Source organism: Pseudoclavibacter sp. VKM Ac-2888, from assembly GCF_015351285.1.
In the GTDB taxonomy this organism is placed as follows: domain Bacteria; phylum Actinomycetota; class Actinomycetes; order Actinomycetales; family Microbacteriaceae; genus Pseudoclavibacter.
Window position 1 is genome coordinate 2838234 of the sequence record NZ_JADKSM010000001.1, and the last position, 14471, is coordinate 2852704.

Annotated in this window: 12 protein-coding genes; 5 read left to right on the top strand and 7 right to left on the bottom strand. The window is 67.4% G+C overall.

Translation table 11 applies throughout. The features are described 5' to 3' along the window. Positions 1 to 199: 199 nt before the first annotated feature. The 5 genes from ITJ61_RS13425 to ITJ61_RS13445 form a co-directional block, all read right to left on the bottom strand. Positions 200 to 1006 (bottom strand): ABC transporter ATP-binding protein, encoded by an 807-nt coding sequence (locus ITJ61_RS13425; protein WP_104243553.1) that lies wholly within the window; start codon positions 1004 to 1006, stop codon positions 200 to 202. Next, positions 1003 to 2022 carry an ABC transporter ATP-binding protein gene (locus tag ITJ61_RS13430; protein WP_181058078.1) on the bottom strand — a complete coding sequence of 340 codons (1020 nt, stop codon included), beginning with the start codon at positions 2020 to 2022 and terminating at the stop codon, positions 1003 to 1005. The genes ITJ61_RS13425 and ITJ61_RS13430 overlap by 4 nt, the downstream gene beginning before the upstream one ends. Next, positions 2015 to 2995 (bottom strand): branched-chain amino acid ABC transporter permease, encoded by a 981-nt coding sequence (locus ITJ61_RS13435; protein ID WP_104300418.1) that lies wholly within the window; start codon positions 2993 to 2995, stop codon positions 2015 to 2017. The genes ITJ61_RS13430 and ITJ61_RS13435 overlap by 8 nt, the downstream gene beginning before the upstream one ends. Positions 2996 to 3005: 10 nt before the next feature. After that, positions 3006 to 4265 carry a branched-chain amino acid ABC transporter permease gene (locus tag ITJ61_RS13440; protein ID WP_228496673.1) on the bottom strand — a complete coding sequence of 420 codons (1260 nt, stop codon included), beginning with the start codon at positions 4263 to 4265 and terminating at the stop codon, positions 3006 to 3008. 392 nt (positions 4266 to 4657) lie between these two features. Further along, the gene (locus ITJ61_RS13445) at positions 4658 to 5590 is read right to left on the bottom strand and encodes a rhodanese-related sulfurtransferase (protein ID WP_104342713.1); all 933 of its coding nucleotides are present in this window, start codon (positions 5588 to 5590) and stop codon (positions 4658 to 4660) included. Positions 5591 to 5651: 61 nt separating this feature from the next. Here ITJ61_RS13445 and ITJ61_RS13450 point away from each other — a divergent pair, with 61 nt between their 5' ends. Continuing rightward, entirely contained in the window at positions 5652 to 6584 is a 933-nt protein-coding gene (locus ITJ61_RS13450; RefSeq protein ID WP_194686431.1) for a DNA-3-methyladenine glycosylase family protein, read from the top strand. A gap of 196 nt (positions 6585 to 6780) precedes the next feature. Next, on the top strand, positions 6781 to 7194 hold the full coding sequence (locus ITJ61_RS13455) for an Hsp20/alpha crystallin family protein (protein ID WP_104243543.1): 414 nt from the start codon (positions 6781 to 6783) through the stop codon (positions 7192 to 7194). A gap of 139 nt (positions 7195 to 7333) precedes the next feature. Here the strand turns inward: ITJ61_RS13455 and ITJ61_RS13460 are convergent, their stop codons facing one another. Together ITJ61_RS13460 and xylA are read right to left on the bottom strand one after the other, a co-directional pair. Continuing rightward, the gene (locus ITJ61_RS13460; protein ID WP_194686432.1) at positions 7334 to 8773 is read right to left on the bottom strand and encodes a xylulokinase; all 1440 of its coding nucleotides are present in this window, start codon (positions 8771 to 8773) and stop codon (positions 7334 to 7336) included. 156 nt (positions 8774 to 8929) lie between these two features. Continuing rightward, positions 8930 to 10123 carry a xylose isomerase gene (xylA, locus tag ITJ61_RS13465; RefSeq protein WP_104243539.1) on the bottom strand — a complete coding sequence of 398 codons (1194 nt, stop codon included), beginning with the start codon at positions 10121 to 10123 and terminating at the stop codon, positions 8930 to 8932. A gap of 221 nt (positions 10124 to 10344) precedes the next feature. Between xylA and chvE the strand changes: the two genes are divergently transcribed. The 3 genes from chvE (at position 10345) to mmsB (ending at position 14348) form a co-directional block, all read left to right on the top strand. After that, on the top strand, positions 10345 to 11466 hold the full coding sequence (gene chvE / locus ITJ61_RS13470) for a multiple monosaccharide ABC transporter substrate-binding protein (protein WP_104243589.1): 1122 nt from the start codon (positions 10345 to 10347) through the stop codon (positions 11464 to 11466). A gap of 162 nt (positions 11467 to 11628) precedes the next feature. Next, entirely contained in the window at positions 11629 to 13143 is a 1515-nt protein-coding gene (mmsA, locus tag ITJ61_RS13475; RefSeq protein ID WP_323744358.1) for a multiple monosaccharide ABC transporter ATP-binding protein, read from the top strand. A gap of 50 nt (positions 13144 to 13193) precedes the next feature. Beyond that, positions 13194 to 14348 carry a multiple monosaccharide ABC transporter permease gene (gene mmsB / locus ITJ61_RS13480; RefSeq protein WP_104243587.1) on the top strand — a complete coding sequence of 385 codons (1155 nt, stop codon included), beginning with the start codon at positions 13194 to 13196 and terminating at the stop codon, positions 14346 to 14348. Positions 14349 to 14471: the final 123 nt, after the last annotated feature.

The window sequence follows — 14471 nt, forward strand, 5'->3', positions numbered from 1 at the left end:
GGGAGCCTTCTGCAGAACCTGGGCGTGAGGAGCCCCCGCTGCCCGCGCATCGCTGCCCGCGAAGGCAACCAAGACTGCCCGGCGTTTCGCCCCCTGCGCAGTCTGGCAGGGGGCGAAACGCCGGGCAGTGATCGGCTTCGCCTTCGCCTTCGCGGGGGCGCCGGGCCGGGGGCCGGGGCGGCTGGGTGGATGCTCGCGGCTAGTGGGCCGCGTCGCCGTCCTTCGCCTGTTCGTCGGCCGCGAGGGTGCCGAGGTAGAGGGCGATGACCTTCGGGTCGTTGAGCAGCTCGCGTCCGGTGCCCGTGTACGCGTCCTTGCCCTGGTCGAGCACGTAGGCGCGGTCGCAGATCTGCAGGCAGCGGCGCGCGTTCTGCTCGACCATGATGACGGAGACGCCGGCACGGTTGATCTGGCGCACACGCAGGAACGTCTCGTCCTGACGGACCGGGGAGAGGCCTGCCGACGGCTCGTCGAGGAGCAGCACCGACGGGTCCATCATGAGGGCCCGCGCCATGGCGACCATCTGCCGCTCACCGCCGGAGAGGGAGCTCGCGCGCTGCTTGCGGCGCTTCCCGAGCTCGGGGAAGAGGTCGGCGACGAACTCGAACCGCTCGTTGAAGACCTTGGGCCGCAGGAAGAGCCCCATCTCGAGGTTCTCCTCGATCGTGAGCGACGGGAAGACGTTGTTGTTCTGCGGCACGAGCCCGACGCCCTTGGCGACGAGCTTGTCGGCGCGGAGGCCCGTGATGTCCTCGCCCTTCAGCATGACGCTGCCGCCGCGGATCTTGATCTGCCCGAAGATGGCCTTGAGTACCGTCGACTTGCCGGCGCCGTTGGGCCCGATGATGCCGATGAGCTCGCCGGGGTAGGCGTCGATCGAGCATCCGTTGAGGATGTTCACGCCGGGCAGGTAGCCGCCGACGAGGTCGATCGTCGACAGCACAGCGTCGCTTCTGGGGGTCGTCGCTGTCGCAGAACCGGATGCGTTTGGCGTCGTCTCGCTCATTTGCTGTCACTCTCCGTCGTCTCGGTCCCGGGCTTCGTCTCGGCGATCTCCTCGGCGATCGTGGTCGTCCCGAGCACTTCGGCCTCGTACTCGGCCGCCGCTTCGACGCCCTGTTCCTCGGCGATGCGCTCGACTTCCAGCTCCTGGATGTCGAGGTCGCCGAGGTCCTGGTCGTGGTGTGCGCCGAGGTAGGCGTCGATCACGGCCTGGTCCTTCATGACCGTCTCAGGCGGGCCCTCCGCGACGATCTGGCCTTCGGCCATGACGACGACCCAGTCGGAGATGTTCGTGACCATGTGCATGTCGTGCTCGACGAACAGCACCGTGGTGCCGTCGTTCTTGAGCTCCTTGACGTGGCCGAGGAGTGACTGCACGAGGGCCGGGTTGACGCCGGCCATGGGCTCGTCGAGCATGATGAGCTTCGGGCTGCTCATGAGGGCGCGGGCCATCTCGAGGAGCTTGCGCTGTCCGCCGGAGAGGGACGCCGCGTAGTCCTCGCGCTTCGCGTCGAGCTTGAAGCGGGCGAGGAGCTCGTCGGCCTTCTCGGTGATCTCCTTCTCGCGGTCGCGCCACAGCGGCTTGAACAGCGCGCGCAGCATGCCCTCGCCGCCCTGCTGGTCGGCGCCGAGGAGCATGTTGTCGAGCACCGTCATGCGTCCGAGGGACTTCGTGAGCTGGAAGGTGCGGACCATGCCGGAGCGGGCCACCTTGAAGGCGGGCACGTTGGCAAGGGAGGTGCCGTCGAACGACCATGTGCCCGTGTTGGGCTTGTCGAAGCCCGTCAGCAGGTTGAACATGGTGGTCTTGCCGGCGCCGTTGGGGCCGATGAGCGCCGTGATCTTGCCGCGCGGGATCTCGAGGTGCTGCACATCCACGGCCGTGTTGCCGCCGAACTGGCGGGTGACGCCGTCGGCGATGACGATCGGGTCGACCTTCTTGCAGCCGGGGCCGACCTTGCCGTCGACGAACTCGTGGGTGGGGAGGATGCCCGTTGGGGGGCTCGTCTGCTCAGGCACTGAAGCTCAGCTCCTTCTTGTTTCCGAAGATGCCCTGGGGTCTGAAGACCACCAGCAGCATGAGCGCGATTCCGACGATGATGAAGCGCAGCTGGCCCGCCTGCGTCGTCGAGAGGAAGGTGATCGCGCCCGATTCGATCGCGCCGTACAGGATGCCCTGCGTGAGCGAGAGCACGACCCAGAAGATCATCGCTCCCACGATGGGCCCGAAGATCGTCGCGGCTCCTCCGAGCAGCATGATCGTCCAGATGAAGAACGTGAGACCCGTCGTGTAGTTCGCGGGTTGCACGGCTCTCGGCAGGATGAAGATGATGCCGGCGAGGGAGCCGAGGAGGCCACCCGTGATGAGGGCCTGCATCTTGTAGGCGAAGACGTTCTTGCCGAGGCTGCGCACGGCGTCCTCGTCTTCGCGGATGCCGCGGACGACGCGACCCCACGGGCTGCGCATGAGCGCCCACACGAGGAGGGTCGCGAGGATGACGAGGCCCCAGCCGACGATGCGGGTCCACCAGTCGTAGGCGTTGTAGGTGAAGGGACCGAAGCCGTAGGTGCCGTCGGGGATCGGGTTGATGGCCGCGAAGGTGCCCTTGAAGCCGTTCAGGCCGTTGGCCGCACCCGTCACGGGGGTGAGGCCGGTCGTCGTCACGATGTACCGCAGGATCTCTGCGGAGGCGATCGTGACGATGGCCAGGTAGTCGGCGCGCAGCCGCAGCGTCGGGACGCCGAGGATGAACGAGAAGACGATCGAGACGACGATGACGCACAGCACGGCGGCCCAGATGGGCCAGCCGAGGCTGATCGTCGGGATCGCGAACGCGTACGCGCCGAGCAGCATGTACGCGGCCTGGCCGAAGTTGAGGAGGCCGGTGTAGCCGAAGTGGATGCCGAGGCCGATCGCGGCGAGCGCGTAGGCAGCGGTGGTGGGGCTGAGGAGCTCGCCGATGGCGTTGCTCAGGATGTTTGACCAGTCCATGGTTCGTCTCCTAGCCGACTCGCTCGCGGCGGCCGAGAATGCCCTGGGGCCTGACGAGCAGGACCAGGATGAGGATGAGGAGCGCCGCCGCGTACTTGAGGTCGGCGGGGATGAAGAGGGTCGAGAGCTCGACGAAGATGCCGACGACGAGCGAGCCGACGAGGGCGCCGTAGGCGGAGCCGAGGCCACCGAGGGTGACGGCGGCGAACATCAGCAGGAGCACCTGGAAGCCCATGTCCCATGAGGATTGGCGGTAGAGGGCGAGCATGACGCCGGCGAGGGCGGCGAGGCCACCTGCCGTGGTCCACACGATGCGGATGATGCGGTCGACGTTGATGCCGGATGCGCTTGCGAGCGACGGGTTGTCGGACACGGCCCTGGTGGCTTTGCCGACGCGGGTGCGCGTCAGGAACAGGGCCACGAGGAGGAGCGTGACGATCGAGATGCCCATGCTGAGGAGCGAGCCCGTCGTGATGCGCACGGGGCCGAACTCCACGGCTCCGCTGAGGCCCACCGAGCTCATCGGGAGGATCGCCCCGCCGAAGAAGAACTGGTAGAGGTAGCGGAGTGCGAGGCCGAGGCCGATGCTCACGATCATCGCCGGGACGAGGCGCACGCCGCGCTTGCGGAGCGGCTTCCAGAGGGTCGCATCCTGGAGCCAGCCGAAGGCGGCGCCGAGGATCACGACGACGATGATGGCGACGAAGATGTTGAGCCCCATGACGACGGCGAAGAGCCAGGCCATGAGTCCGCCGAAGGTGACGAGCTCGCCGTGGGAGAAGTTGTTCAGCCCGGTGGTGCCGAAGATGAGGGTGATGCCGATCGCGCCGAGCGCGATGAGGAGGCCGAAGTTGAGGCCGGCGACGAGGCGCTCGATGAGCTGCGAGCCGAAGTTGCTGCTCTGCCTCGTGTCCTCTCCGAGTGCGAAGAGGCGTCCGACGTTGGTCGTCGACCATTCGTCCTCGGTGACCTCTGCGGTGGCGCCGTCCTCGTTCCGCAGGTCGATGCCGTCTGGCAGGGTCTCCGTGTCGAGCGTGACCGTGTAGTTGCCTGGGCCTGGGACGGGCACGCGCCAGCGGCCGTCTTCACCCGACTCCACCGTCTCGGAGTAGCCGTCGCCGTCGACGGTGAGCGAGACGCCCGCGACGGGTTCTCCCTCGTAGTTGAGGATGCCGCTGATCGAGTACGGCGACTCCTCATCGACGGGGTCGGCTGCCGCGTTCGCGGGGCCGGCCATCGCGAAGACGCCGAGGAACGCAAAGAGCGACATCGCAAGTGCTGCGAGCATTCGGTGGGTTCGGGTGAGCCGGGAACGCCGGGCGGTCGCTGAGCGCGAACCGGCTGGCGTGAGCGGACTGGGGAGAAGGGGCACGGAGTACCTCCAGTGCGAGTCGGGCTGGGCACGACGACTGAACGAGATTCTGGAACTGCTATTTCTGCAAGCGAGGATTCGCCACTCTGCGAATCTACGGATGGTTTGTATCGGCAATGTTTCACTGCCGCTACACACGATAGCCGTGCGGAAGAGGCTCTGCTCGCAGCCAGGAGCCTCAGCGCGCAATTTTGTTCTACGTCACCACAATTGTGGTGCCTCAGCACGGCACAGTGTGCCGCCACATCCAAGATCTCCGATTTGTGAAGATGTCTTTCGTCTCCGGCGTGTCACCGACCGGATGGTGCCCCCGCCGCGGCACTGAGGCCCGCGGGCGTGTGCTCGGGACAGTGGAGTGCGCGCTCGCCGCAGTCCGCACAGGCGACGAAGCGTTCCCTGCAGGAGGGGTCGCTGCAGTTCTGGGTGCGGTGCGTGGGCCTCTCGCATTCGCGGCAGCGGCCGAGGACGTCGGTGTCGGGGCCGAACTCGAGGTGCTCGCGAGCGTCGAAGACCGCGAGGGAGCCCTTCCAGAGCCCCTCGTTGCCGAACTGCTCCGCGTATCGGACGATGCCGCCGTCGAGCTGGTACACCTCGTTGAAGCCGCGCTTGAGCATGAGCGCTGAGAGGACCTCGCAGCGCACGCCACCCGTGCAGTAGGTGACGACGGGCTTCGACTTGAGGTCGTCGTACTTGCCCGATTCGAGCTCGGCGATGAAGTCGCGGGTGGTTCCGGTCTCCGGAACGATGGCGCCCTCGAAGCGGCCGATCTGCGCCTCGATCGCGTTGCGGCCATCGAAGAAGACGATCTCGTCGCGCGATTCGACGAGTGCGTGCAGCTCGTCGGGTGCGAGGTGGGTCCCGCCGCCCTTGACGCCGTGCTCGTCGACCTCGAGCTCGCCCGGCGCCCCGAAGCTGACGATCTCGTCGCGCACCTTGACGCTGAGGCGTGGGAAGTCGAGGCTCTGTCCCTGCTCGTCGAGGCCGGTGCCCTCCGACCACTTGTAGTCGGCGTCCTTGAAGGCCGCGTACTCCCGGGTGGTGCGCACGTAGCGCTTGAGCGCGTTCAGCTCGCCGCCGAGGGTGCCGTTGATGCCGTCCTTGGAGATCAGGATGCGCCCACGCAGCCCCAGGGACGCCGCGAGGTCGCGCTGCCAGAGGCGGATCGCCTCCGGGTCGGCGAGGGGCGCGAAGGCGTAGTAGAGCACGATCTTGGGGACAGCCATGAGGACGATTTTAGGTGAGGGGCTCACGCCGAATGTCCGTGGGTCTGCGTACCCTTGCCGCATGCCAGATCGGGTCATGTCGCTCTATCGGCCGGCGTCACCGGTCGATGTGCAGCAGACCCTGTCTCCCCTCATGCGGGGCAGGCGAGATCCGACGTGCTGGGTGCATCCGGTGTCGCGGGACGTGTGGCGCACGTCCCACACGCTGGCGGGAGGCGCGACCACGGTGTTCCGCCAGGCCCGGGAGGGGGTGCGGGTCGTGTCGTGGGGTGCGGCCGCTGAGATCGCGGTCGACGAGGCTCCCACGCTGCTGGGCCGCGACGACGACTGGAGCGAGCTCCGTCTCGACGCCCTGCCGGAGCTGGCGGATGTGCGGCGACGGAACGAGGGGCTGCGGCTCCCGAAGTCGGGCGCGGTGTTCGAGGCGCTGAGCGCGGCGATCATCGAGCAGAAGATCACGGGCCTCGAGGCGCATCGCGCTTGGGACATCCTGCACCGCGACCACGCCGACGCGGCGCCAGGGCCGGCCGGTCTCGTGCCGCGGCACCTGCGCCTGCCGCTCACGCCGGAGCAGTGGCGGCGCATCCCGAGCTGGGACTGGCACCGGGCCGGCGTCGACTACTCGCGGTCCGGCACGGTGATCCGCTCGGCGACGGTCGCGTCGGCACTCGAGCGCACGAGCGGCCTGCCGACGGGGTCGGAGGAGCCGCTCCGTCGTCTTCGCTCGATCGTGGGGGTCGGCGTGTGGACGGCCAACGAGACCGTGCAGCGCTCGCATGGCGACCCTGATGCCCCGAGCTTCAGCGATTACCACATCCCCAACATGGTCGGGTGGGCGCTCGCGGGCTGCGACGTCGACGACGACGGCATGCGGGAGCTGCTCGAGCCGTGGCGCGGACACCGCGAGCGGGTCGTGCGGCTCATCAAGCTCGCGGGCAACCCGCGCCCGAAGCACGGCCCCCGTTTGACCGTGCAAGACCACCGCTCCCACTGAGCTCTGCGCCCGGCGTCGACGTGCGCTGACCTTTTCGAGAGGCGTTCGCCCACGGCTGACGGGGTTTTCAGCAAACTTTCTGGCACTCGATGGGGCAGAGTGCTAATTTTCTGCTCAAGGAAGTTGACACCAGTCGACTCAAGTTCACCGCACCGTCTCGCGCTGACGAGCGTGCGTACAAGGAAGGGAAAACGACATGGCACGCGTCTTCGATCCGTTCCAGGAGATGGAACGACTTTTCCAGGGAGCACCGAACAGCCCGCGTTCGATGCCCATCGACCTCTACCGCGAGGCCGACCACTACATCCTCACCGCCGACCTGCCCGGCATCGACCCGAGCTCGATCGACGTCGACCTCGACGGCCAGCAGCTGACGATCCGCGCCGAGCGCAGCACGGTCAACGCCGAGGGCGCCAAGTGGCTCGTCCGTGAGCGCAACGGCGGCAGCTACCTCCGCCAGTTCACGCTCGGCCAGGGGCTCGACACCGAGCGCATCGCGGCGAGCTACGAGCACGGCGTGCTGACCGTGACCGTGCCGGTCAGCGAGCGCGCGAAGCCGCGCAAGATCGAGGTCGAGAGCGGCACGAAGGTCGAGACCATCCAGGCCTGAGCGGCCCGGTGATCACCGCTTCGTGATGTGACCTCTGTGACGCAGTGAGGGGCAGCGCCGACGGGCGCTGCCCCTCACTGCGTCGGTAGGTCTGTGGGTCTGCGCTCGTCCTCGACTCGCGCTCGCGCCTTCGTTCGCGTCAGGCGGCGTGGAGTCCCGTTCCTGCCTCTTCGGTCTCGCGGGCGAGCTTCGCGGCCGCAGCGTAGCGGGTGCGGAGTGCCGCGTCGGGGGCGGGCTCGAGGCGAGCGATGGTCTCGACGGGCCAGTCCGGACGTGTCCCGGTCGCCACCCAGGCAGCCTGGCGGGCTGCACCGTCGGCGACGTACTCACCGGGTGCCGGGATCTCGACGGGCACGTCGAAGAGCGTCGGCGCGACGGCGCGGACGCCCTCGCTCAGCGCGGCGCCGCCGATGAGCATGACTCGCTTCGCCTCGACGCCGAGCGCACGGTGGGCGTCGAGTGCCTGCGCGAGGCTGCCGAGCATGCCCTCGACTGCGGCCCTGGCGAGGTTCTCGCGGGTGAACGATCCGCGGGTCATGCCGAGGAGCGACGCGGTCGCATCCGGCAGGTCGGGGGTGCGCTCGCCGTCGAGGTACGGCACGAACGCGAGACCACCAGAGCCGACGGGTGCCGATGCGGCGAGCCGACCGAACTCCTCGTGGTCGACGCCGAGGACCTCGGCGGTCGTGTCGATGACGCGAGCGGCGTTGAGCGTCGCGGACAGGGGAAGGAACGCTCCCGTCGCGTCCGCGAACCCGGCCAGCCCACCGCGGGGGTCGACCACCGGTCGGTCGGCGACGGAGAAGACGGTGCCTGAGGTGCCGATCGAGACGACGACGTCGCCCGGACGCGCGTTGAGACCGAGCGCCGCACCAGCGTTGTCGCCGGCGCCCGCGGCGACGAGTGCGCCGGCCGGTGTCTTCCCAGCGACCTCGTCCGGTCCGAGCACACGGGGCAGGATGGCGTCGTGGCCGAGCGCCGCGATGAGCAGCTCGCGGTCGTAGTCGAGCGTGAACGGCGACCAGTAGCCGGTCCCCGACGCGTCGGAGCGGTCGGTCGTGAGCTTCGTCAGGTCCGGGCCGAGGGGGCTCTCGCCTGCTGGGCCGTAGCCGAGGAGGCGCCACGTGAGCCAGTCGTGGGGGAGGGCGACGGCCGCGACGCGCGCCGCGTTCTCGGGTTCCGCATCCCGCAGCCAGCGCAGCTTCGTGATCGTGAACGAGGCGACGGGCACGAGTCCCGTGCGCTCGACGAGCGCATCCTGGCCGAACTCGGCGATGAGGTCTCGTGCTGCGCCTGCGCTGCGGGTGTCGTTCCAGAGGAGGGCGTCGCGGACGACGCGGCCGTCGGCGTCGAGGGCGACCATGCCGTGCTGCTGGCCGGCGACGGAGATCGCCGCCACATCGTCGAGCCCGCCGGCGGCCTCGGTCGCGCCCTGGACGGCAGCCCACCAGTTCGCCGGGTCGATCTCCGTGCCGGGGAGGTGAGCTGCGCGCCCCTGGCGGACGAGCGCACCCGTCTCCGCATCGCGGATGACGAGCTTGCAGCTCTGCGTACTCGAGTCGAAGCCGGCGACGAGCATGGTGGTCTGCTTTCTATAGGGCGAGTGCGGTGTTGAGGTTCAGGCGCTGGTCGAGCATGCACGACAGAGCTGGGGCGGATGCACGCGCGTGGTGAGTGCATCCGCCGCAGCTCTGCGCGGGGGGACGGGGGAGCCCGTCGGTCGTTGGGGCGTGTGCTAGCCGCGTGCGCCCATGAGGTGCTCGAGCGCGAGCTGCTGCAGGCGCACGAAGCCGAAGCCCTTGCCGTTGAAGTACGCGTCGGCGTCGAAGTCCTCGAAGGCGGAGCGGTCGGCGAGGAAGTCGTCGTAGGTCTCGCCCTCGCCGAGCGTGTTCGTGGAGAGCTCGTCGACGCGGGAAGCTGCGAGAGCCTCCTGCACCTCGGGGTCGGCGCGGAAGGCCGCCGCGCGCTCCTTGAGGAGAAGGTAGGTGCGCATGTTCGCTGCCGCCGACTCCCAGACGCCCGTCTCGTCCTCGGTGCGCGAGGGCTTGTAGTCGAAGTGGCGGGGGCCCGTGTAGGTCTGACCGCCGTTGGGGCCGCCGTTCTCGAGCAGGTCGACGAGCGCGAACGCGTTCTGCAGGTCGCCGTGGCCGAACACGAGGTCCTGGTCGTACTTGATGCCGCGCTGGCCGTTGAGGTCGATGTGGAAGAGCTTGCCCTGGTAGAGGGCCTGCGCGATGCCTGCCGCGAAGTTGAGGCCGGCCATCTGCTCGTGCCCGACCTCGGGGTTCACGCCGACGAGCTCCGGGCGCTCGAGGGTCTCGATGAAGGCGAGTGCGTGGCCGACCGTGGGGAGCAGGATGTCGCCGCGGGGCTCGTTCGGCTTCGGCTCGATCGCGAAGCGGATGTTGTAGCCCTTGTCGGTGACGTAGTCGCCGAGGAGGTTGACGGCCTCGCGGTAGCGCTCGAGGGCCTGGCGGATGTCCTTCGCGGAGTCGTACTCCGCACCCTCGCGGCCGCCCCACATGACGAACGTCTCGGCGCCGAGCGACGCGGCGAGGTCGAGGTTGCGGAGGACCTTGCGCAGCGCGAAGCGGCGCACGTCGCGGTCGTTGGAGGTGAAGCCGCCGTCCTTGAACACGGGAGCGGAGAAGAGGTTCGTCGTGACCATGGGAACCACGAGCCCGGTCGCATCCAGTGCGCCACGGAGGCGGGAGATCTGCGAGTCGCGGACCTCGTCACTCGAGCCGAACGGGAAGAGGTCGTCGTCGTGGAAGGTGAGGCCGTAAGCGCCGGCTTCTGCGAGCTTCTCGACGACGTGCACGACGTCGAGGTCGGCGCGCGTCGGGCCGCCGAACGGGTCGGTCCCGTTGTAGCCGACGGTCCACAGACCGAATGAGAACTTGTCTGCGGGGGTGGGAGTCAGAGACATGGGAGTCCGTTCTAGGTATCGTCGTTGATAAGTTCCAGAGAGCAACATATAGCACTTCGTTGTGTCACTTCCACCACGAGTTCCGGATGAGACGGGGTTCGGATGGCGCCTGGGGCCAGTTTTGTCACGAATCTGACACGGGGTTGCACAACCTGACCCAAGTGGGTATATGTTTGGCGCGACAACTTAGGGCAACACATTTCAGAGAGGAAATGACCGTCATGTCAGCAACGAAGAAGTTGCTCGGTCTCGCAGTCGTTGGAGGCCTCGCACTCGGTCTCACCGCATGCGACGCGCCAGCAGACCCAGCAGCAACCGGCGAAGCAGGAGCAGCAGTCGAGGTCGAGAGCGTTGGCATCTCGATGCCCACCCGCGAGCTCGAGCGCTGGATCAACGACGGAGCGCAGCTCCAGAGCAAGCTCGACGAGGCCGGCTTCACGACCGACCTGCAGTACGCCGAGAACGACCCGGACACGCAGATCTCGCAGATCCAGAACCAGATCGCATCCGGAGTCGACGTGCTCGTCGTCGCCGCCATCGACGGCTCGGTGCTCGCACCGGTGCTGCAGGATGCGGCTGACGAAGGCGTCACGATCATCGCCTACGACCGCCTCATCAACGACACGGAGAACGTCGACTACTACGCGACGTTCGACAACTACGCGGTGGGCAAGCTCCAGGGCGAGTACATCGTCGACAGCCTGGACCTCGAGAACCAGCCCGGCCCGTTCTACCTCGAGCCCTTCGCCGGCAGCCCGGACGACAACAACGCCAAGTTCTTCTTCTCCGGAGCCTGGGACGTCCTCAAGCCGTACATCGACGAAGGCAAGCTCGTCGTCGGCTCCGGCAAGTCGCCGGCATCGAACGACGACTGGGCCTCGGTCGGCATCCAGGGCTGGGAGAGCGCCGGCGCTCAGGACGAGATGGAGACCCGTCTCGCCTCGAACTACGCCGACAAGAAGGTCGACGTCGTCCTCTCGCCGAACGACAGCCTCGCCCAGGGCATCGCGGAGGCGCTCGTCTCCGCCGGCTACACGCCCGGCTCCGAGTGGCCCATCCTCACGGGGCAGGACGCTGACAAGGCATCGGTCACGAACATCCTCGCCGACAAGCAGTCGATGACGGTCTGGAAGGACACCCGCCTCCTCGGCGACCAGGTCTTCGCCATGGTCGAGTCGCTCAAGGCGGGCACCGAGGTCGACGTCAACGACACCGAGAGCTACGACAACGGCGTCAAGGTCGTCCCCTCGTACCTCCTCGACCCCGAGGTCGTCACGAAGGACACCGTGCAGGAGAAGCTCATCGACAGTGGCTTCCTCCAGGCATCGGACGTCGGACTCTAACGAGTCACCGACACCACACTGAACGCGCTCGGGCTGGCTGTGCCCCCACACCAGCCCGAGCGCGCTTCTGTTGCAGCTCGCGCCCTCGAGGCGCAGCAGTGCCGAGCGGTGACGCTCGGAAAGTGAGACGGAGCAATGGTGCAAGACGACACAATCCTGAAGATGTCGAACATCGTGAAGGAATTCAGCGGTGTGCGAGCCCTCGCGGGCGTCGACATCGAAGTCCGTCGCGGCGAGGTGCACGGCATCTGCGGCGAGAACGGCGCGGGCAAGTCGACGCTCATGAAGGTCCTGAGCGGCGTCTACCCCCACGGCACCTTCGAGGGGACCATCGAGTTCGATGGCCGCGAGGTGCGGTACAAGACCATCAACGACAGCGAGCAAGACGGCATCGTCATCATCCACCAGGAGCTCGCCCTCAGTCCCTACCTGTCGATCGCGGAGAACATCTTCCTCGGCAACGAGATCCAGCGCTTCGGCGTCATCGACTGGGACGAGACCAACCGCCGTGCGGCGGAGCTGCTCAAGCGGGTCGGCCTCAACGAGAACCCCGCAACCGTCATCCGCGAGATCGGCGTCGGCAAGCAGCAGCTCGTGGAGATCGCCAAGGCGCTGTCGAAGGACGTGAAGCTGCTCATCCTCGATGAGCCGACCGCTGCCCTCAACGACGAAGACTCCGCGCACCTGCTCGGCCTCATCGAGCAGCTGCGCGAGCAGGGCATCACGTCGATCATCATCTCCCACAAGCTCAAGGAGATCCGGCGCATCGCAGACCGCGTCACGATCATCCGCGACGGGGCGACGATCGACTCGATCGACATGACCGAGCCGGATGCGACCGAGGGTCGGATCATCCGCGCCATGGTCGGCCGCGAGCTCTCCTCTATGTTCCCGCCCCGCGAGGCGGTCATCGGGGAGGAGAAGCTGCGCGTCGAGAACTGGACGGTGCACCACCCGGCCGACCCGAGTCGCAAGGTCGTCGACGACGTGTCGTTCCACGTGCGCGCCGGCGAGATCATCGGCTTTGCCGGCCTCATGGGCGCAGGCCGCACGGAGCTCGCCATGAGCATCTTCGGCCGCAGCTACGGCACGAACATCTCCGGGGAGGTGTACAAGTCGGGTCAGCTGATCTCCACGAAGACGATCAACGAGTCCATCAAGAACGGCCTGGCGTACACCACCGAGGATCGAAAGCACCTTGGCCTCAACCTCATCGGCGACATTCAGGCCAACATCTCCGCGGCCGCCGCGAAGAAGGTCGCCCGTTGGGGCATCGTCGACGGCATCAAGGAGAACGGCGTCGCCGAGGGCTACCGCAAGTCCATGAACATCAAGACGGCGAGCGTCGCGACGCCCACGGGCAAGCTCTCCGGCGGCAATCAGCAGAAGGTCGTGCTCAGCAAGTGGCTGCAGACAGACCCTGACGTGCTGTTCCTCGACGAGCCCACCCGCGGCATCGATGTCGGCGCGAAGTACGAGATCTACGGGCTCATCAACAAGCTCGTCGAGCAGGGCAGGGCGGTCGTCGTGATCTCCTCCGAGCTCCCCGAGCTGCTCGGCCTCGCCGACCGCATCTACACGATCTCCGAAGGACGCCTCACGGGTGAGGTCTCCAAGGAGAACGCAACACAGGAACTGCTCATGCAGTACATGACCGCTGGAAAGGACGAGTCGTGACCACCACGAACACCGAGGCCGCGAACGAAGCAGGCACCCGGAAAGTGAGGATGTCGGTCGACGTCCGCCAGTACGGGATCCTCGGCGCACTCGCCGTCATCATCATCCTGTTCCAGATCCTCACCGGCGGGAAGCTCCTGCTGCCCGCGAACATCAACAACCTCATCCAGCAGAACGCGTACGTGCTGATCCTCGCGGTCGGCATGATCATCGTCATCATCGCTGGCCACATCGACCTGTCGGTCGGCTCGGTCGTCGCCGTCGTGGGTGCCATCACGGCCATCGCCATCACCCAATGGGGGCTGCCGTGGTTCGCGGCGGTGCTCATCGGCCTCGCGGCCGGGGCGGTGATCGGCATCTGGCAGGGATTCTGGATCGCCTACGTGGGCATACCGGCGTTCATCGTGACGCTAGCGGGCATGCTGCTCTTCCGAGGTCTCACTCTCGTGCTCCTCACGGGTGGAACGATCAACGCGCTGCCGGACGAGTTCGTCGCCATCGGCAAGGGCTCGCTGCCGCAGTCGATGGGCACGATGCTCGGCGGACACGACGTCGTCACGATGCTCATCGCGCTTGTCGTCGTCGCAGCCGTCATCGGAAGCCAGCTCCGCACCCGCGCACGCCGCAAGAAGCTCGACCTGCCCGTCGAGCCCGGGGCCGCCCTCATCGCGAAGCTCGCGATCGTCGCCATCGCAGTGCTCGCGTTCGCGTGGCTGCTCTCGGCGCACAAGGGCCTGCCGATCATCCTCATCATCCTGGCCGTGCTGATCATGCTCTACACGTTCATCCTGCAGCGCACCGTCTTCGGCCGGAACGTCTACGCCATGGGTGGCAACCTCTTCGCGGCCAAGATGAGCGGTGTGCGCACGGAGCGCGTCAACTTCCTCATCTTCGTCAACATGGGTGTGCTCGCGGCGCTCGCCGGCATCGTGACGACGGCCCGCGCAGGTGGCGCCGTCGCCTCAGCTGGCAACACCTACGAGCTCGACGCCATCGCGGCGGCGTTCATCGGCGGCGCGGCGGTGACCGGTGGAGTTGGTACCGTTATCGGCGCAGTCATCGGCGCGATGATCATGGGTGTCCTCAACATGGGACTCTCGATCCTCTCGGTCGACTCGGCCTGGCAGTCGGTCATCAAGGGCCTCGTGCTGCTGCTCGCCGTGGCGATCGACGTGCTCGGCAAGCGCCGAGGCGGACGCAGCTGATCGATCTCCGTCGCCCGCGCTGAACCCAGCGCGGGCGACGGAACGGCTCGGCCGAGCGCCAGCCTGCCCGGAAGCAGAAGCAGAAGCAGAACCAGAACCAGAACCAGACACGCACCGCCGTGA